Raw genomic sequence first — 19,701 nt, forward strand, 5'->3', positions numbered from 1 at the left:
CCTCGCCGGCGATCGTGTACTCCAACCCATGGCCGCGGCGATACGGGTATCAGCGCCATTGGAATGAACAGGGTTCAGAATGTGCGCGACATCTTCGGGTGCGGGCTCGACTATGGGGAAGCCGCGTTCGGTCAGGGCATTGGCGACGTAATCCTTGATCATCGCGATCCTGACAGTCTCATCTTCCCGCACGCCATTGATCGCGCCTTCGGTCGACGTGTCGATATAATGGATGCCGAACCATGTGGCCTTGCCCGGCGTAACCGCCTCCTGTGCCGCTGCGGCGACAGGAACAAATGTCAGGCAAAGGATCACGAGGCGGCAAAGCACGGTCATGCCACGACCATGCGCCCCCGGCTACCTATCGTCCATAAGACAAAGGGATTAGCCAAAACTTCCCGGCCGCGGCGGGAAGATTAAACGGCTTGTGGGATAACAGGCCGCCCCTCACGATGGCGTCAGGGAGAAGATCAATGTTCAAGGGAATCATCGGAATGCTGGCCGGTGCGGTGGCACTGGCTCAACCCGTCACGGCTCAGGTCGCTGATCCGGTGCTGATCAGGACCGCGGTGCTGCGCGTGGACGATCCGGGCCTGCCACCGATTTCGCGGCTGGACCTGCCCCCCCAGGACCTGGGCTTCGCCGGGGCGCGCCTGGCCATCGAGGACAACGCCACCACCGGCCGCTTCATGGGACAGGATTTCGATACGACCGAGGTCACGGCAAGTCCCGACACCGCCGCAGTCATGATGCAGTCACTGCTGGACCAGGGGATCGAGTTCATCGTGGTTCTGGCGGATGACGAAACGACCCTGGCATTGGCCAACCAGGTGGGCGATCAGGCCATGCTGCTCAATGCCCGGGCGCGGGGGGATAACTTGCGCGGGCAGGATTGCCGTTTCAACACGATCCATGTCGCGCCGAGCCGCGCGATGCTGGCGGACAGCCTGTCGCAATTCCTGATGTGGAAGAACTGGACGCGCTGGTTCCTGATCGAGGGCAGCCACCCGCGGGACAAGGCCATGGGCGAGGCGTATCGGCGTTCAGCCGCCAAATTCGGAGCGCAGATCGTCGAAGAACGGGAATACGAAGACACCGGCGGCGCGCGCCGCACCGACAGCGGCCACGTGCAGGTCCAGGCGCAGATGCCGGTCTTCACGCAACGCGCCGCGCAGCATGACATTGTCGTCACTGCTGACGAGGCCGATGTTTTTGCGGCCTACATGCCTTACCTGACCTGGGATGCGCGGCCTGTGGCCGGCTCGGCAGGGCTGGTGCCGCGCAGCTGGCATCCGGCGATGGAGGCCTGGGGCGGCACGCAATTCCAGAACCGGTTCGAACGCCTCGCCAACCGCCAGATGCGCGAGGATGATTACCAGACCTGGCTGTCCCTGCGCATCGTGGGCGAGGCGGCCACTCGGACGCAATCCGGCGACCCCGAGGTCCTGAAGCAGTTCATCCTGTCCCCCGACTTCGATGTGGCCGGATTCAAGGGCCAGGCACTGACGGTGCGTGATTGGGATCACCAGGTGCGCCAGCCGATCCTGCTGACGACAGGGGTGCTGACCACATCGGTCAGTCCGCAGGATCAGTATCTGCACCAGACCAGTCAGCTGGACACGCTGGGCATCGACCGCCCCGAAACCGAATGCCGATTCTGAGAGGCGACATGAAACATCTGCTTTCTGCCACCACCGGACTTGCCTTGCTGATCTCGGCTGATGCCGCGTTGGCCAACCGGGTATTTGTCACGAACGAACGCAGCAATGACGTGACCGTCCTGGACGGAGAAACCATGGAGGTGATCGGCACCTATCCCGTGGGCAACCGGCCACGCGGCATCACCATCAGCCCGGACGGGACGGAACTGTATATCTGCGTTTCGGACGACAACTTGGTGCGCGTCTTTGACCCGAACACGATGGAGGAGCTGCATACGCTTCCCTCTGGGCCCGATCCGGAACTGTTCGTGCTGCATCCTTCCGGCAACCCGCTGTTCATTGCCAATGAGGACGACAACATCGTCACCGTGGTTGACACTCGGACACATCGGATGCTGGCTGAGATCCCGGTTGGCGTCGAACCCGAGGGCATGGGTGTCAGCCCCGATGGAAAGGTCGTGATCAACACGTCCGAGACGACGAACATGGCGCATTTCATCGATTCGGAAACCTATGAGATCACCGCAAACGTGCTGGTCGACAGCCGCCCGCGGTTTGCCCAGTACACGTCTGACGGATCGAAACTCTATGTCACTTCGGAAATCGGCGGAACGGTCAGCGTGATCGACCCTGCCACGCAGCAGATCACGAAGAAGATCAGCTTCGATATTCCGGGCGTCCTTCCCGAGGCAATCCAGCCGGTGGGCGCGCGTGTCACCGCGGACGGAACTCGGCTGTTCGTGGCTTTAGGACCGGCGAACCGTGTGGCAGTGATCGACGCACAGACGGATGAGGTAATCGATTATCTGCTGGTTGGTCAGCGGGTCTGGCAACTGGCATTCTCTCCGGACGAAAAATACCTTTACACAACCAACGGCAATTCCAACGATGTGTCGATCATCGATGTCGCGGCCAATGAGGTGGTGCGCTCGGTCGCAGTGGGCCAGCAACCTTGGGGCGTGGTGGTGGCACCTGACTGAGAGACATCCTGAGGAGGAGAGACTGATGACCATGCTGAGCAAGCTGATGTCGGGCGCGGCCTTGGCACTGATCCTGGCAATGCCTGCCACGGCGCAGGATACCGAGACGCCGGCCGATGATACTGCCATGGGCGAGACCACGGCAGAGGGCGGGGCCGTCAGCGACGAAGTGGATGACGACGAAGAGGAAGGCGAAAGCGGGGACGAGGCGGGCGTCCACGAGGCCGCAGGAAAATTCGACTACGGGTTTTCGGGCCTGCTGGCCCGCGACAACCGCACGGATCTGGCTCCTCTGACCTTGGCTTCGGGCCAGCCTGTCGCTTCGTCCGAGTACATGATCAAGTCTGGCGGCTATTACCGGATCGAGATCAATGCCGATGGCAGCCAGGAACTGGCTCTGTCAGGAGGCGATTTCTTCCGCGCCATCTGGATCAACGAGATCGTCATCGAGGACATCGAGATCCGCCCCATGGGCGTGCACAGCATCGAGTTCGACAGTGCCGGAACGGCTGTTCTCAGCTTTGTGGCGGTGCTGCCGGGGCGCTATACGCTGTCGGTGCCGGGATCCTCGGGGGGCACTCTGCAAGCGGTGTTCAACATCCAGTGACAGCCGCCCTGCAGATCGACCATGTCAGCCACAACTTCGGCGCCGTTCAGGCGCTGAAGGACGTGTCGCTGTCCGTGCCCCATGGCGGCTTCACCGCATTGCTGGGGGTGAACGGTGCGGGCAAGACCACGCTCTTCTCGCTGATCACCCGTCTTTACAACAACCGTTCCGGCACCATCCGGGTCGGCGGCCATGACTTGCGTCGCGAGCCTTCGCAGGCGCTGGCCCGGCTGGGGGTCGTTTTTCAAAGCCGCGCGATGGATGCTGACCTGACGATCCGCCAGAACCTGATCTATCACGCCAGCTTGCACGGCATTCCGGGGCGGTTGGCACGGCCGCGCATCGACGAGGTGCTGGAGCAGGTCGATCTTTCAGACAAGGCCGACGCGCGCGTCACGGCGCTCTCTGGCGGCCAATCCCGCCGTGCCGAGATCGCGCGCGCCCTGATCCACCGTCCCGCGCTTTTGCTGCTGGATGAGGCGACCGTGGGGCTTGACGTGAAATCGCGGGCCGAGGTGCTGGCCCTGACTCGCCGCCTGATTGCCCGCGACAGGGTTTCAGCGCTTTGGGCCACACATATCATGGACGAGATCGAACCCGACGATGCCTTGGTCATCCTGCATCGTGGAGAAGTTTTGCGCCAAGGGCGCGCCGCCGATATTGCAGGGGCTAAGGGGCTGACGGATGCCTTCCTGCACCTGACCGGGATCGCGGCATGACCCATCCGACCGCCTCGGGCTGGCTGACCGCCTTTCTGGGCATTGCCCGACGCGAAACGTTGCGCTTCGTCAACCAACGGGGCCGCTTCATGGCCGCACTGGTCCGGCCCCTGGTCTGGCTGTTCATCTTTGCCGCCGGTTTTCGTGCAGTGCTGGGTGTCTCGATCACGCCGCCCTATCAGACCTATATCCTTTACGAGGTTTACGTGACGCCGGGCCTTGTCGCGATGATCCAGCTGTTCAACGGCATGCAGTCCTCGTTGTCGATGGTTTATGACCGCGAAACCGGCGCCATGCGGACGCTGCTGGTCAGCCCCTTCCCGCGATGGTTCCTGTTGGCATCCAAGCTGGTGGCCGGGGTGGTCGTTTCGATCATCCAGGTCTTCGCCTTTCTGGTGATTGCCTGGTTCTGGGGCATCAAGCCGCCCGTCTGGGGCTATGTCGCCGTCATTCCGGCGCTGATCCTGTCGGGGCTGATGCTGGGCGCGATGGGCCTGTTCCTGTCCTCGGCCATCCGACAGCTCGAGAATTTCGCAGGGGTCATGAACTTCGTGATCTTTCCGATGTTCTTTGCCTCGTCTGCCCTTTACCCGTTGTGGCGCATGCGGGAAAGCTCTCCGCTGCTGCACGACATCTGTGCGCTGAACCCATTCACCCATGCGGTCGAACTGATCCGCTTTGCCCTCTACCTGCAGCTCAACTGGAGCGCACTGGTGGTGGTTCTAGGATGTTTGGCGGGGTTCTTTGGCGCCGCCGTCTTCATGTATGATCCGCAAAAGGGCCTCTGGGCCCGTCGGAAAGGAGGCCCGTCATGATCCGCCCGATGCTGCTGATGGCCGTGATGGCAACCGGTCCCGCCTTTGCGGCCACGGGAACAGACCCCGACTGGCCCTGTATCCAGCGCAAGCAGCCGCATCTGTCGCTGGGGCAGGTGTGGACAGGACCCGTGCCGGATGACGCGACGGCAGAACTGGCCCGGGACCCGCGGATCATCCAGCTGGCCGAGCGGCTGGAGCAGCGCCGGCTGCCGTTGGATCAGGCCGAAGCCGACATCGCGGAGTTTGCCGTCGAGGCTGGGAATGCAGAACTGGTTGCCCTGATGCAGGCGATCTTTGACAAGATCGAGCGCGATCGCAGTGCCTTGATCGCCGGCATCTCCCGTTATGGACGCGCACAGGTGGATATGGCGCAGCGGATCGATGCCCGCCGCACCCGGATGGCCGAACTGGAGGCTGCCGATGCCCCTGATTTCGACGCCATCGACGCCGAGGAAACGGCGCTGGATTGGGATCAGCGCATCTTCACCGAGCGTCAGCAGTCGCTGACCTATGTCTGTGAAACTCCTGTCATTCTGGAACAGCGCGTCTTCGCCCTGGGCCGCGCCATTGCGGCGCACATGGACTGACCTGTCCTGCCCAGTCGTGATGCGGTATCGACCGTCCGCCAGAACTCAGCCTTGTCTAGAGAGACGCAGGACATCCTCGTGCGGGCGGTCCAGTTGCCCGGCCAGCCCATCTCGCACCGCCTGATCCAGGATCGTGCGGAACAGAACGGCATCCGTTCCATAGTCGGAAGCCTTGCGCCGCCATTTCCGCAGCAGGACCGGAACCAAGGGCCAGAACCAGGGTCCGGCCGCGACGCGATAGGCGATCAGGGCATTGCGGTACATGTAGAAGACCTTCCACAGCGGGCGAAGCACCAGGCCCGTCTGGCCTTGTTGTGCGGCAGTGTCATGCTCGAACCGGACCTGCGGCGCAAAGCCGATCCGCAGTCCCTTGCGCCGCATCTGCAGGGTATAAAGCTGGTCGTCGCCATAGATGAACAGCCGCGGATCGGGTAGGCCAGCGCGCTCTACCGCGCGGCGCGACAGGAACAGGCCGACGAAGCTGCTCATGTCCACGGGCTGCACTGGACCGGAGGGCTGATAATCGGCGTCGTTGAGGTGAAATCCGCGCCGCCCGCGGCCCAGGGGCATCCTTGCCAAGGTGCGCAGAAACGCGCCCGTGTTCCAGAACGGATTGCGGTAAGGCCGGTTCATTTCGCAGATCCGGCCATCGGGGTGGAACACTGCCGCACCGATTGCATCCCAGTGCTGCAGGTCGAGGGCACGAAAGGCCGCCGTGGATCCGGCTTCGGGACGCCCGTCATCATCCATCAGGACATACCATGCGGCATCGGTACGTTCGTGCGCCACCTGCATGGCAACGGCAAAGCCGCCTGCTCCACCCAGGTTCTCAGGACTATGGTGCACGATCAGGCGCGGGTCATCCTGCGCCTGCAACCAGGCCGCCGTTTCGTCGGTCGAGGCATTGTCGACAACAATGACGGCTTTCACCGGCTCTGACAAAAGCCGGGTCACCGTCACGGCCAACTTGTCCAAGCGATTATGCGTCACCACGACGGCAGCGATGGTCAGAGCGTCATGGTCCATGGGTGCGTGATCACATCAATCCGGAAGGGCAGAGGTGCCTGAGCCTTTGAAGGCATGGGCTTGCACTAGCATGGCGCCACTGCCTGCGGCAACCGCCGGCCTCGGTCCATGGAGATAAGGACGCGGGTTCGGATGCAGGTTTTCTGGGCAATTGGGTCCCTGAACCGAAGGTGGTGTCCTTGACGCTTGGGGCACAGGGGCTCTATCAGGGCCAACGCGGCCGGTAAGGACCGATCGCCGATGATCCATTATCGCAGGACAGGCCCGTATTGCTTGCATCTCAAATGACGCGGATCGCCGCGATGCTGGCCCCCGAACGGGCAGCGCGGGAGGCGGCCCGGCGCAAGTTCGGACATCTGGGTCTGGACAGCAACAATTTCAGTCATCCCGACCAGTTGACCGCACTGCTCGGTCCTTATCGGATGATCAGCTTTGACCTGTTCGACACGCTTATCTGGCGCGAAATCGCGATCGGCGATGTTCATCTCAAGACCGCACAGTTCGGCGAGCGCGTCATTGCCGGCGACGATGGTCCTTTGCCGTCAGGCTTGCTGATCCACTGCCGTGGCCGACATCAGGAGGCGGTGAAGACCAGCGGAATGGTGTCTGGGCCGTCCTATCGCAACGAGATCGATCTGGCCGATGTCTTCGATACGGCCTTGGCGCCTTACATTGCCGATGCCGGCCGCCGCTCGCGTGCCGTGGAAGCCCTCATCGCCTTCGAAATCGAGACAGAGCGCCGGGCACTGACGGTGGACCCGACCATGCGCGACTTCCTTGTGCGCCTTCGGGCACAGGGGAAGATGCTGATCCTGGTTTCGGACATGTATCTGCAAGAGCGTTGGCTGCGCCTGATCCTGAAGGACCACGGGCTTGACGGTCTGTTCGACCACGTCTTCGTTTCCTGTGACGTCGGCGTGACGAAAAACAGCGGACTGATGTTTGATCATGTGGATGACGCGCTGGGAAGCCATGACTGGCGGCGGCTGCATCTGGGCGACAACTGGACGAACGATGTCATCCGTCCACGTGAGCATGGCTGGGACGCCTTGCATTACTTCAACCGCGACAACGAAATCCGCAAGGACCAGTTGGAGCGGATCAGCCATCTGGGCGGCCATCGCCGCCCAGCCGCAACGCGTAGGGTAATCACAGCTATCGAGGCCGGCGATCCAGGCGAAAGCCTGGTGCGCCTGATCTCGGCGGGCTTCCTCAGCTTTGCGCGCCAGGTTCTTGCCACGGCCTGTCAGGGGCGATTCGACAGGGTGCTGTTCCTGACGCGCGACGGGACGATCTATCACCAGCTTCTGCGCCAGGTCATCGAGGACAGTGGCGCAGCGGCATCGCTGGATCTACCCCGGCTCGAGGATCTGGCCTTCAGCCGGCGCGCTGGTGTATTGCTGACCTGTCCGTCCTGGCCTGATCCCGAATGGTCCGGCTACATCCAGCACCATGTCCAATGGATGCAGGACATGCCTGCATCTCTTGCAGGGATCATTCAAACCTTTGCCCTGACGGCAGAGGATATGGGCGAGATGCAGGGAATGAGCCCGCAGGTTGATGCCTGCATCGGTGGCGCTCCCGATGCGGATATCGACTTCGACGACCTGATGGCAATGCCCGACGTCTTGGCGGGGCTCAACGCCGCCTTGCAGGCGAAACGCCAGCGGGTGACCGATTATCTGGATCAACAGGGCCTCTTTGCACCGGACCAACGGATCCTGCTGGTCGACATCGGCTATTCCGGCACGGTGCTTAAGTCCTTGTCCGAACATATGTATGTGCTGGAAGCGCAGGGCCGGAAGCTCGGGACGCGGATGACCATGATGATGTTCGCGGCGAACCGTTTCTATGCCGGGAACCTGGCACGCCTGCATCCACGCGCCACGATGCTGGACCCTGTCATGGTTGGCCGATCCGACTGGCGGGACCGGGCGGCGGCTTTCAATTTTGCTTGGCTGGAACCCTTTGCCGTTGATCGCAGCAGGGGCAGCCTGCGCGATTTTCGCCTCGACATGCAGGAGGTGATGCAGCCTGTTTTTGGTCCGGGCGGCGAAGACGAAGGACCGGTCAGCCGCGCCCGCGTCCTGCGCACCGCACGTCAGATCGATCGCCTGCTGCGGTTGACCCCTGTTGGTGATCACGATGTCGATGCTGCCATCAGCCGCGCCATCGTCCACCGCTTTGCCCGTCCAAGGCGCCCCACACTTGCGGCCGTGGGGGGGCTTACTCATCAGGCAGGCCTGACGGAAATAGTCGAAGGCGGCCTTCTGAGACGGGTGCGGCCGTGGCGCCTGCGCGCGGACCTGTCGCTCTGCCTGCAGGAGGATCGGTGGGTTCAGGGCAGCATGGCCGCCAGTCGGCTGGGCTGGCTGAACCCCCTTCTCAATCGAGTCATAGGTTTGATTTCCCGATGAAGATCCTGATCTACAACTGGACCCAGTTCGACAGCCCCGTGATGGCTGGCGGCGGCGTCACGATGTACCTGCGCAACGTCATTCAGGAACTTCTGTCACGCGAGGGAGTGGAGGTCTGGTTCCTGTCCTCGGGTGATCGGTACCGTTTCTTCAACCGCAAGCCGGGGATCGAAGAAACCGCGAATGTGTATGACAACCCGCGGCTGCGGACGTTCACCCTGGTCAATTCGCCTATCAAGGCGCCGGCCCATGACGCGTTCCATTCGGTCGATCGCTGGCTTCGCGATGACGTGACCCCGCGTCTGGTGGCAGAGTTCATCGAGCGACATGGCCCCTTTGACGCTTTCCACATCCATAATCTGGAAGGGCTGGGCGCCAATGTGCTGACCTTGCCCAAGGGCGGCAAGCTGAGACGCATCTTCTATACGTTCCACAACTACATGCCCCTGTGTCCGCAGATCGAGTTGCTTTACGACAACCGCTTGCCTTGCACCGACTATCGGGATGGACAGCGCTGCGTCGGCTGTCTTGCACATGAGCGGCGGATGGAGAACCTGATCGCCTTTGACCGTGTTGGCGGATCGATCAAGGGGCATGGCCTGGCGGGCCATCCCTTGGGAGGTTTCCTGTTCGACGCATATGCTGGCACCAAGTCCTATGTGACGGCGCTGAAGAACCTGACACGTGATATCGTTACCGGCTTGCGCACCGGCTTTCGGCATTGGCACCTGCGCCCGAAGTCCCAAGCCGGCGCGATGCATGGTTGGAAGGCGGGCCCAAAGACTCGTCCGCCCGTTCCCCATGAGCCCGGAGCCCGCATTCTGGACGGCCATGCCTATCGGCAGTGGCGCGAGGCGAATGGCCAAGCCCTGCACGACAATGCCGATGGGCTGTTCGCGGTTTCGGATCTGTGCGGACAAACGGCGATGCGCTTTCTGCCGCCGGGCACAAAGGTCGAAACGCTGCTTCTGCCCATTGATATCGAAATTCCGCTGAGCGAGCGTGCAGCCCTGCGCACCAACCGCCCGTCGCAAGCCAAGCAAGGCGAGACGGGGGCAGGCCTGACACTGTCCTTCATCGGTTATGACATCCCGTCGAAGGGTTTGCCGTTCCTGATCGATGCGCTGGCCGAACTGAACGACCCCTTTTATCGCAAAAGCGTCGATCTGCTGATCGTTGCGCGGCTGTCTCCACAGCGCGAGCGCCAGTTGGCACAATTGCAGACGCGGTTCCGCAGCGTGCAGGTTGTTCCCAGCTATGGCCGTGACCAGCTGGCCGCGTTGTCGCAGATGATCGACCTGAACATCGTGCCCTCGATCTGGTGGGAAACCTTCAATCAGGTGACGGTTGAGTTGGCGAGGCTTGGCGTGCCATCTCTTCTGTCTTCGAACGTGGGGGCCAAGCAGACGCTGACACGCCCGGAGGAATTCGTATTCGAGGCTGGGAACGCCGCTGATTTCCGGAGCAGGCTGGGCAGGCTTGTACGCGATGCAGCGCTGCGCCAGTCATTCTTCGATGCGGAATTGCAGATGCCCACGCTGGCCGCGCATGTGGACCAACTGATGGCCCGTTACGGCGCGCAAGCGTGAACGACAAGGATCGACGGAGTCTTTCAATGAAGCTGACATTGCATATCGGAACCGAGAAAACAGGTACGACATCCCTGCAGAAGTGGATGGCCGCAAACCGGGCGGAGTTGCTCAAGCAAGGCGTCTTCTACCCTAAGAGCCTTGGATCATCGCGTCATATCAAGGCTTCCGTGTTCGCGTCCGATTTCGTCAATGGTGACAAGATCGCCTATCGCATACGAGGCATTGAAGATGAAGAAGCGCTGGTTTCGTTCCGTAACAGGCTTCGCCAGCAATTCCATGCCGAAGTCGCCGATGCACGGGCCAATGGGTATCATCATTGCTTCATATCCGATGAAGGATTGCAGGCAGTTTTGAGAAACCAAGACGAACTGCTGCGCCTGAAGTCCAGCCTGCTGAGTGTGTTTGATGACATTCAGATCATCATCTGCCTGCGCCCGCAGATCGATTACGGCCTGTCTTTGGCTTCGACATTCTCGCGCCTTGGCTTCACGATCAATCGCAAGTGGTTGAGCAACGTGTCACCAGAGTTTCCCCGTTTCAACTACAACGCCTTGGTTCATGCGTGGGAAGAGATTTTCGGTGCAGATGCCGTCAAGCTCGTTTCCTACAAGAACAATCCACGCAGCATTCCCCTGTTCAAACAAATTCTCGGCCTCAGCAATGAAGGCGCAAGTTGGACCGAGGTTGAGCGGGAGAATTCCTTCGTCGACTGGCGCTACATCCGCCTCATCAACAAGGCGCAGGGAGAGGAACGGAACCACCTGCGCTCTGTTCTTGACCAATTGCCGCACTTCCAGAAACTGGAATTGGGGAAGGAAGCTGCTCGTACGATCGCTCGACAATTCGACGAGTCCAACGGCAGGCTTGTGAACCGACGGGTAGATATTGCGCTGGCCGATCTGGGTTCTGACGAGGAAACGAGTGAAAGAACCGGAAATTTTGCAAAGCTTGAGGAGACGTTCGACGATGACGGCCTTGCATATGATCTGATCAAGCGGATGACCTCTGCGACCTAGCCTCCAGCCCCATTGGTTTCTGCTCCTCTGAGAGCTTTAGGCTTGGCAAGGGGACCTGCTGGATGAGCCCCTTGTTCTGGCTGACCGAGGCGCCGGTGGCGCGCCTTCGCCCTTTCCTTCCCAGAGCCGTGGCCGCCCGCATGTCGATGATCTGCGGGTGTTGAGCGGCATTCTCCTCGTCAAGCGCCCCGGCTTGCGATGGTACGACGCTCGGAGAGGATAGGGACCGGCAGGTCAGAAACGGCGACCATACCGAGGCGGCGGCGCTGTTGGGGTGCCTGCCCGGGACTGACCGGCTTTTGGCAGACCGGGGACAGGATGCTGACCCGGAGAAAAGAAGTGTTGGAGAACAGGGGAACAAGAGCGTGCGCCCCCGGCCGGATGTCTCGCAAAACAACAGCGAGATACGATAAGAGCCACCACAAGGGACGCAAGTGCATCGCGATCATCTTCGGTCTCGGTTGAAGGACGAAAGACGGGTCGTCCGAGAGCTCACGACAGGTGCCCCGCCCCCCTTCCGCGATCGCATTGGACGCAACCCTCCTCGTCTGCCGGGGAGCAAGAACAAGTCCTGACACTAGGCATCGTCCTTTTTGAAGGATGCTTTGTCAGGTGATCCCATGGCTGGCAGCGTCGGGCGCGGAAGACCTTGGTCTATGCCTATCATCAGATAGTGATGGTAGGGCAGCCAGCCATCCGGCCCGTTGAAGCGTGTCGCCCAGATCTCGGGATGATCTCGAAGATAGGTGATATGGTCGAAATCGGCCGGACTCGGGATCAGGTGCAGCAGCTTGGGCAGGTAGGCTTGTCTTATTTTCGGATCGTCCAGTTTGGCCAGACGGATGTCCCACCGTAGTCGCGCCAGAATGTGTTTGACAGAAGTTGCATAGGGCAGGGCGGCCTGCATGGATCGAACGATGTGCTGACGGTCGCCCTGCGGCAGCATACCCGGAATAGGCACCTCGGGGTCAACGACAGGCAATGGATCAACCTGTTGGGAGGATTCCTTGATATGCTGATCGAGGCGCTGCCGAAGCTGGTGCAGGCCATCTCGAATGCCCCCCAGGTTGCCTTCGATCACACGCTGCTGATGAGCATTGGCCACGATCAGCCGCAGGCCATCCGGTGTTGCAGGATCGCGCAAGATACCATTCGTCACCACTGAAAAGTACTGACTGTGCAGATCGCTCGCATTCACGACGGAGTTGCCGTAAACCCTGTCCCGGCTGCTGTCACCCCTGTCACGATGATGATAATGGGCAAGATACCGGTCCAAGAAACCAATATTCGCGCGCATCAGGAAATCGAGATTGAACCGCCAGTCCCCCAGAACCGGCAAGCGCTCGTCATATCCGCCGATATCTTCATAAACCCATCGACGATAAAGAAAGCTGATCGGGGCCACGAAATTACCCACCGCCATCTGCGCCAAGGATATTTCGGACGCCCAAGGCATATAGGGCTCGCTGAGATGAGGAATAACGTCGTCACCTTCAATCTGCTCCGATACCCGCCAGGTACGGGAGACGACACCTTCGAAATCAGCCGCAGCCGCTCGGGACGATTGGAGAAATTCGATGCTGTCCCGCAGGAAATCGGACTCCCATCGGTCATCGTCGTCGTGGATCACGACAAACTCGGTATCCACGGCCCGCACGCCCATATTCGAGGCGGCTTCCATTCCGACACTGCTGACGTTGTCGATCAATGTGATGCGCGCAGGATCAATGCCGCTTCCTGCGATGATTTCATGTACCGGAGCGACTTCGCCACCGTCGTTCACGATGACCCAGCAATAGTTCGTCCAACTTTGCCCAGCAATGGATTGGGCCGCGCGCCGGAACAGCAGGGGCCGATCCTTTGTGCGGGTCACAATGGCAACCGAGCCATGCCATCCAGCCGGTTTGCCTTCTGCAAAGTTACGCGCCCGCTCCGAAAGGCCCTGCTGTTCATGGGCGGTGAAGTACATGTTTTCCTTGGCCAGACCTGCAGCTTGCAGTTGCATCTGCCGCGCTTGCTGGCCCCGGTGCTTCAGGGCGATTTGGCCTTGGATCCACGCCCCGCACGGTTTCGAAGTGGCTGTCTGTCCATCCGGCCTTGCCCACAGCGCCAAGGCATCGTCGTGCGCTGGCGTGACCAGTATCGCGGCAAGGTCAGACAAGGCTTGTTTGTGTTCGGCAAGTATGCGGTCCTTGGATAGGTGCGCGTTGCGGCGCACATGATCAAGAATTCCCAGATAGATGGCATCATCCTTCGGGTCCGGCTGTTCACTGGCGATTGTCTGCAGCCACGAGCGGATCACAGGGTCATGCGGACCAGCGCGAGGCATCTCCTGCGCCACACGGGGCGCAAGGACATGGTCTACGAGGTCACGGTGCAGAGCCAGAACCGTTTCTGGCTGATCCTCGTGATATTCGGAGGATTTTAGCACCAGACCCTCGACATTCGGTATGGCCCTTTGATCTGACAGGCCGAAGAAAAGACCTGTGAAATCCAGATCCGGAAAAACCTCTGACATCAGGTGCTGGACCGAAACTCCCGTTCCGGTATCGACCAGTACATATCGCTGGTTTTCGAACCGGTCATCCTTTGTCATGAGATGCTGCTCCAGCCATTCCCCGATCTTCGCACGCTCAGCGGAAAGCTGTTCACGAAAGAAACGAGATGCAGGATCATTCGCCGCAATAAGCGCGCGAAGGTTGTCCGTTGTGCAGGGCTGACGGAGGCCGCCAAGCGCGGAAAAACGCGGGTCCTCTTCGTGCCAATATTCTCGCAGTGCAAGGCGGCAAGCGTCTGCCAGGCTGCCTTCTCCCACCAGTTGGGGTGTCAACGACTGCGCCTGAAAAAAAGTCTCCGGGTCGGAAAGGGCAATCGCCCAGGCAGATACCGGTGCCATCGCAAAAATCTCGGAATCGAAAGGCGCTTCTGGTCCGGCATAAGCGTTGATAAGATCGGCGATCCGCTTCCCCGTCGGAGCGTAAAAGAGGGCTTTCCGACCCTCATGAGCAATCAGCCGGTCGTGAAGCTGGGATATCCAGAACAGGAAAACCGGCCCCAAAGCTTCTGTATATTTGTTCGTCGTCATGCGCCTGTGCCCCACTGGCAACCACGGATCATCCAGAAAAGACCGACCTGAACCCGATCAGTCGGGTGACATCTATGACCTGCGACCCGCATTGCGGCAAGCCGGTGCTTGAAATGGCATCATCCCCCCGCCGCGGCTTTGCTCCTGAAGGCTTCAGTGACAACTTGAACCTTGTCCTTGGGAAGAAGGTGCGGTCGCAACGCCTCGATCTTCGTCATCAGGAACGACGATGGTTGTTCGACTGCGTGAAGAATGTTCACGGCCGTTTGCGAATGATAGGCGGGTGCCCGTACCCTCATGGCATTGCGAGCCGTATCGTTGAACAGTTTGGCCAGCTTGTAGTGAAAGATCGGCAATACCGGGTAGCATTCCCAGATTTCCGGGCCAGGCATCCGGTCAGGGTCGAGATGGTCGAATGTGTGAAATCCCTGATTGGGATGCCGTTCTGGACGGTATCGGAACAAGGGGAGTTTTCTGAGCGAGTCAATGCTTCCGAACAGGCGGTGCCGCACATCAAAGCGCCACGACAGGGCTGCGAAAGGACCAAAGCCCCAGCTTACCGTGTGGTCATCGAGATAAGATGCCTCGGGTGCAGAGGGATCGCAAAGGAAATGACTGAAGAGTGTCAGCGAGGCCGCAGGGTCATGCAGGTCAAGATGCGCGGCATCCGGTGAGGGAAGCATATCGACAAGGAGACCGGGGGCAAAGTCTTGCCCCTGTGTTGCCAGAGCCTTGGTGACATCGGACAAGGTTCCGAATGGCGACGGTATCTGAAGAAACTCATCCGCATCCACGGTCAGAACCCAGGCCTCGTCCTGCACGAAGACCTTCATCAGGCCTTCCAGCCAGAAGGTTTTAGAGGTGCGGAAATCGCCTGCCTTCGGACAGAACACGGCAACATCAGGACCCAGATCCAATGATCGGACAGGGATTCTCGAATGATCGTCCACGATGAAGAAGCGTGTCACGCCAAGGGCGCGATAATGCGGCACAAGATGCCGAAGAAAGTCCTCATCGTCGCGGACGCATATGAACAGGCAGATATCATCCTGTCCGGCCCTGCGCAGCCCCTCAGCAGCCGCACCTTCAAAGAGCGTTCCCAGCACCCTTGTCTCGGGAAGGGCTTCCATGATCCGATGCTTGTGCCGGTTCAGCCTGTGAAGAATTTCCTGCTTTACGGTTGCGTCTGAAAGATGCTGCATCACCGTGAAGGCCGCGTTGAATTGCCTGACGTCCTCAAGCGGGTCAGCTTCTTGGAGGGCGCCGGGTTGGGCTGGCAGACCTTCGGTTTCTCTGGCGCAGATGAACCTTCGGTTTGGCAGCCCCTGCGCCTGCACGAAATCCTGGTAAAAGGACGGCTGCGTGAAAGCCGATTCCATTCTGTTGAAAAGAAAAGGCAGGTGCGGGTAACGGCACAGGGCAGCCATGACCAGATCCATCTGGTCCTGGTGCTGAGGCAGCAACCGGGTGTCGTAACCTGTGTTGCGATAGATCCAGCTGGGCATGCTGACATGTGCCTGCCACGCATCCTGAGGGTCATGCAGAACGAAACCATCGGGAAACCGCCGGGCAACGTCCATCACAGTGCGCGTGTCATTCGCTGAGATCAGATCCCCCACGTTCATGTTGCAGTAGATCTGCCCGCGCAGCAGGCCACGAAACGCATTCTGTGCCTTTCTCGGGTTCCCGTCATGCGAACCATCCCGCGCAAGGCGCAGATAACCGTCCCGCAAATCGTTGCCGAACTCTGCTTCTGCCCAAGCCTGAAGGCGCGCATCATCGGAAAGGTCGGTAACGATGAACTCAACGCTCTGCCTCAAACTGTCATTGTCAGCGAGGCTGAACTGAAGCCCGAGCTTGAACTGTTCGGTCAATTCATGTGCAGCCAGACAATAAGAGAGCAGTGGGCGCGGGCCATCCAACTCCTCCGACAGCCAGTCTGCTTCAGCTCGCACCTGTTCAGCCGTGACCAAGGCCCGCAACTGGCCGCGGTTCACTGGCCGATGCGCGCCGGCTTGGGTCTTCAGGTGAAAGAGCAGCGGGTTTTCCGGGGAAACGGCGGCGTCGGTATAGGTATTCAAATAGAATGCCGTATCGAAGACAGGACCAGGCGAGCGCTGCAGGAGGCGTCCATAACGAAGAAAGTGATTAACCGCGTCCATGCCAAGCAAATCGACATCCTGATAGGCCTGCCTGTACCAGTCCACGTCGAACAGAGGACAACCGAGCAGGATCTGCTTGGACGACATTGCAGCCGTCATGGCCTTTTCCATGTTCGCCAGACCGTGACGGCGCTGCGCAGTGGGCTTGTCATTCGCCAGGATGTGCTGTTCAGCAGGTCGTGAATATGGGCTTTGAGCCGCCTGTTCTCGTCTTCCAGATTGCTTCTGATGAGGCTGGCCTGTTCTTCGTTCTGCTTCAGGCGCTCGATTGTTTGAACGAGATCATCATGTTGTGCGGTCAATTGGACCAGTCTTGCCTCCAGGTCCTCGACCAGTCCGGTCAAGACTGCAATCTCGGCGAACCGTGCCGCAATCGCAGCCTTGCAGGCTTCGGATGAGTCACGATCGGTTGTCAAAGGCTGTTCCTTCCCGCTTTTCAGGCACCGTTTTGCATTCCTCTGCATTCGGTGCCGCAGAAATTGGTAGCAAACATGCATGGCGGCTTCAAATGGCACTCTTCCAGCGAATGACCGTTGAAAAGCCCGAGGCTTGTTTCACAAGAGGGCCGTGGGAACGGGTATGAACCTGATCCGCTGTGTATCGGTTTCACGTTCCGTTGCTCGCTGCCTTGTGGATGGATAGGCTGTAGCTCAGGATGAAGTGAAAGGAGGGTGTCGCAGCGACGCCTCTGGTCCAGTGTGCTCTCGATCCAGACAGGTAGGCGGATGCAGAGCCTGCCTGCCGATGCCAACAAACCCGCCGCAAGCGCACGAAGCTTCAGGCTGAAGCAGACGCGTCTAGCAATGATAATGAGAGATTTTCCAAAGACCCAAAGCTGATGGCGTGGAGGCCCCGATCCCGTTGTGGGTCGGCGCGCTATCTGGTCGTAGAAAAATGGCCGTTGTTCCGACCCGTGTATCAGGCTGATCCTTGCAGAAAGCGGTTGATGCTGCCGGTTCGGATAAGGCCTTTGTGAATCGGCAATGAACCGATACAGCCGATGCAAAGGCAACCTGCATGGCAGTGCAGCGTCTGGGCCTGTCCTGTGGTGGAGATCTGCGCTCGTATCGCACTGTCGACTGGTGCGACAGCGTAGGCCGTTCGTTGCGGCCTGTGGTCAGCTTGCGAAGTATGCCCAAGTGTCTTGCAAGATCGTGCTCATGGGAATGCTGGCTGGTCTATTCACGAAAAAGATTCTCATCTGTCGGAGGCGGGACGATTGTTGTTTAATCTCGTGGCTGATCTGAACCGCGATATCAGTGTTTTCGATACTGGATCACAGAACGAGCCGATGGTAACCCCGAGAGCACGTTGGCTGCTGAACGTTCGAGCCATCACAAGAATCCCATAGCCAGCGCCGCCCCAGCCCAACTATCAAAGCCTTTTGCGCAGGCTGCGGTTTGGTCGCCCAACTAGGGGGCTTGCAAAGCCTTTCAAATCGATCATGCCTTGCTACCTACAGAAGTGACTCTTCTTCGGGCTTGTTCATCGCGACATTCCAGGGACGAAGTTCGGCCTCCATCCATGTGCCATGGGCTGCGTTGGGGAAGACGATCCAGTCCTGACCGAAACGGCTCGAATGATGCTCGGTCAGGCGGTACTGGTCCTCCAGGGTCACGTCGGCAAAAGCACCGTGAAAGTCGTGAAGCGTGTCACCCAGTTGCAGGACGATCCGGTGGTCGCGTTCTACCATTGCCCGTCGTTCGGCCTTGGGGGCCCCGAACAAGAGCACCTGTTCCGCCCGGACCTGTGGCAGCCCAAGCCGTGACAGTGTGGCAATGGTGGCAAGCTTGTTTTCCTCGAACCTGTCTGAAACGTAGAAGATCGTGACTCCCAGGCGGTCGGCCAGATCAAAGAATTCGGCCGCGCCCGGGATCAGGTGCGGGTCGCCTTCCCGCTCCCACAGCTTCCAGGTTTCGGCGTCGTGAAACATGTTCTCGTGATGCATGGCCAGAGCCATGACGGCACTGTTGTCGAGGATCGTTTCGTCGATGTCGCTGAGGACCGCGAGCCCTGTCCCACCGCCTGCATCCTGAACCGCTGCCTTCAGGCGCAGAGTTGCCAGTGCATAGCACTGCCGTTGCAGCGCCTTCACTTCGGCCGAGGCCTGCTGATAGCGGATGGCGATCGCATGATCATGCGGGGTTCGTATAGGCGTGCGGTGGGCGGTCATGCTGAATCCTTGGGTCGCGCGCCACGACGCTAGGCCGGGCGCATCCCAAGGTCAAACGCGTGCTATTCCCAAGGCTCGACGATCGGCGGTGCCGCCCATGCCGTCAAGGGAGCCTCGGACCATGTGCCATAGCTCGCGTTCGGGAAGACGATCCATTCCGCTCCCCATTTCCCGGCCTCCTCGCTCACGGTTGTGCGCTGTTCGTCCAGCGGTGTCTTGCGAAAGCGACTGTCGAAGTCATGCAGCGTGTCGCCCAGCAGCAGGACGATATCATGATCGGCACTGACGATGTCGCGCCGCTCGACCTTGGGGGGGCCCAGCAGCAGGACCGATTCCTCGCTGATCTGCGGCAGACCCAACGCGGTCAGTGCCGCCAGCGTATCCGTTTTCTGTTCATGGGATCGGTCCGAGATATAGCGAATGGTGACGCCAAGGTCATTAGCGTGGTTCAGGAAATCCATCGCGCCGGGGATCAGGCCGGGGATGCCGTCACGTTCCCAGGGAAGCCACGTATCCCATGTGTCATACCTGTGGCAGTTGGCCAGATCACGCGCCAGAAGGGGGGTGTTGTCGATCACCGTTTCGTCCAGGTCGGCGACCACGGCCAAAGTGGACGGATCCTGAGCCTTTTCGACGGCCTGATCCAGCCGCATCGTGGCGATGTTGTAAGCCTGCAACTGCAAGGCACGCACCTCGGCCGACTGTTGCTGGAAGCGCAGGCCCATGGTGAACTGGGCGACTTCGCAATCCTGCACTCCGTCGGCCCGGGCAACGAAGGCTGTGAGAAGTGCCACCGCCGTCAGTGTCGCGCGGGTCAGTGTGATCGCCATCGGCAACTCCTTCTTGTTCAGTTTAAAA

At 60.0% G+C, this 19,701-nt stretch carries 15 protein-coding genes and 1 pseudogene; 9 read left to right on the forward strand and 7 right to left on the reverse strand.

The features are described 5' to 3' along the window. On the reverse strand, positions 1 to 336 hold a 336-nt coding region (locus tag ACLHHB_RS10680; protein ID WP_410218269.1), incomplete at its 3' end, for a DUF2380 domain-containing protein. A gap of 137 nt (positions 337 to 473) precedes the next feature. Between ACLHHB_RS10680 and ACLHHB_RS10685 the strand changes: the two genes are divergently transcribed. The 6 genes from ACLHHB_RS10685 to ACLHHB_RS10710 all read left to right on the forward strand — a co-directional run bounded on the left by ACLHHB_RS10685 (position 474) and on the right by ACLHHB_RS10710 (position 5,372). After that, positions 474 to 1,661 (forward strand): ABC transporter substrate-binding protein, encoded by a 1,188-nt coding sequence (locus tag ACLHHB_RS10685; protein ID WP_410218270.1) that lies wholly within the window; start codon positions 474 to 476, stop codon positions 1,659 to 1,661. A gap of 8 nt (positions 1,662 to 1,669) precedes the next feature. Beyond that, a complete protein-coding gene (locus ACLHHB_RS10690) occupies positions 1,670 to 2,641 on the forward strand; it encodes a YVTN family beta-propeller repeat protein (RefSeq protein WP_410218271.1) in 972 nt (323 codons plus the stop codon). A gap of 169 nt (positions 2,642 to 2,810) precedes the next feature. Further along, positions 2,811 to 3,248 (forward strand): hypothetical protein, encoded by a 438-nt coding sequence (locus ACLHHB_RS10695; protein WP_410218289.1) that lies wholly within the window; start codon positions 2,811 to 2,813, stop codon positions 3,246 to 3,248. Next, positions 3,245 to 3,967, forward strand: coding sequence for an ABC transporter ATP-binding protein (locus ACLHHB_RS10700; protein WP_410218272.1), 723 nt, complete (start codon positions 3,245 to 3,247; stop codon positions 3,965 to 3,967). Before ACLHHB_RS10695 ends, ACLHHB_RS10700 begins: the two co-directional genes overlap by 4 nt. Then, on the forward strand, positions 3,964 to 4,782 hold the full coding sequence (locus tag ACLHHB_RS10705) for an ABC transporter permease (RefSeq protein ID WP_410218273.1): 819 nt from the start codon (positions 3,964 to 3,966) through the stop codon (positions 4,780 to 4,782). Before ACLHHB_RS10700 ends, ACLHHB_RS10705 begins: the two co-directional genes overlap by 4 nt. Further along, a complete protein-coding gene (locus ACLHHB_RS10710; protein ID WP_410218274.1) occupies positions 4,779 to 5,372 on the forward strand; it encodes a hypothetical protein in 594 nt (197 codons plus the stop codon). Before ACLHHB_RS10705 ends, ACLHHB_RS10710 begins: the two co-directional genes overlap by 4 nt. 45 nt (positions 5,373 to 5,417) lie before the next feature. On the opposite strand, the gene ACLHHB_RS10715 is transcribed toward ACLHHB_RS10710, so the two are convergent. After that, positions 5,418 to 6,398 carry a glycosyltransferase gene (locus ACLHHB_RS10715; protein ID WP_410218275.1) on the reverse strand — a complete coding sequence of 327 codons (981 nt, stop codon included), beginning with the start codon at positions 6,396 to 6,398 and terminating at the stop codon, positions 5,418 to 5,420. A 284-nt stretch (positions 6,399 to 6,682) separates the two neighbouring features. Here ACLHHB_RS10715 and ACLHHB_RS10720 point away from each other — a divergent pair, with 284 nt between their 5' ends. The 3 genes from ACLHHB_RS10720 to ACLHHB_RS10730 are packed head-to-tail and all read left to right on the forward strand — an operon-like array spanning position 6,683 to position 11,423. Next, positions 6,683 to 8,815 carry an HAD family hydrolase gene (locus ACLHHB_RS10720; RefSeq protein ID WP_410218276.1) on the forward strand — a complete coding sequence of 711 codons (2,133 nt, stop codon included), beginning with the start codon at positions 6,683 to 6,685 and terminating at the stop codon, positions 8,813 to 8,815. Next, a complete protein-coding gene (locus ACLHHB_RS10725) occupies positions 8,812 to 10,404 on the forward strand; it encodes a glycosyltransferase (protein WP_410218277.1) in 1,593 nt (530 codons plus the stop codon). The genes ACLHHB_RS10720 and ACLHHB_RS10725 overlap by 4 nt, the downstream gene beginning before the upstream one ends. A 26-nt stretch (positions 10,405 to 10,430) precedes the next feature. Further along, positions 10,431 to 11,423, forward strand: coding sequence for a hypothetical protein (locus ACLHHB_RS10730; RefSeq protein WP_410218278.1), 993 nt, complete (start codon positions 10,431 to 10,433; stop codon positions 11,421 to 11,423). Between the two features lie 577 nt (positions 11,424 to 12,000). On the opposite strand, the gene ACLHHB_RS10735 is transcribed toward ACLHHB_RS10730, so the two are convergent. The 5 genes and pseudogenes from ACLHHB_RS10735 to ACLHHB_RS10755 all read right to left on the reverse strand — a co-directional run bounded on the left by ACLHHB_RS10735 (position 12,001) and on the right by ACLHHB_RS10755 (position 19,673). Beyond that, positions 12,001 to 14,508 carry a glycosyltransferase family A protein gene (locus ACLHHB_RS10735; RefSeq protein WP_410218279.1) on the reverse strand — a complete coding sequence of 836 codons (2,508 nt, stop codon included), beginning with the start codon at positions 14,506 to 14,508 and terminating at the stop codon, positions 12,001 to 12,003. A 119-nt stretch (positions 14,509 to 14,627) separates the two neighbouring features. Then, complete coding sequence (locus tag ACLHHB_RS10740) at positions 14,628 to 16,781, reverse strand: glycosyltransferase family 2 protein (protein WP_410218280.1); 2,154 nt, start codon at positions 16,779 to 16,781, stop codon at positions 14,628 to 14,630. Beyond that, a complete protein-coding gene (locus ACLHHB_RS10745; protein ID WP_410218281.1) occupies positions 16,766 to 17,086 on the reverse strand; it encodes a hypothetical protein in 321 nt (106 codons plus the stop codon). The genes ACLHHB_RS10740 and ACLHHB_RS10745 overlap by 16 nt, the downstream gene beginning before the upstream one ends. 1,040 nt (positions 17,087 to 18,126) lie before the next feature. After that, a pseudogene (locus ACLHHB_RS10750) lies at positions 18,127 to 18,861 on the reverse strand (5'-nucleotidase, lipoprotein e(P4) family); the annotation flags it as partial. Between the two features lie 44 nt (positions 18,862 to 18,905). Then, complete coding sequence (locus tag ACLHHB_RS10755; protein ID WP_410218282.1) at positions 18,906 to 19,673, reverse strand: 5'-nucleotidase, lipoprotein e(P4) family; 768 nt, start codon at positions 19,671 to 19,673, stop codon at positions 18,906 to 18,908. Positions 19,674 to 19,701 lie beyond the last annotated feature (28 nt).

It is taken from the genome of Paracoccus sp. (in: a-proteobacteria), assembly GCF_046462195.1.
Taxonomy (GTDB): Bacteria; Pseudomonadota; Alphaproteobacteria; order Rhodobacterales; family Rhodobacteraceae; genus Paracoccus.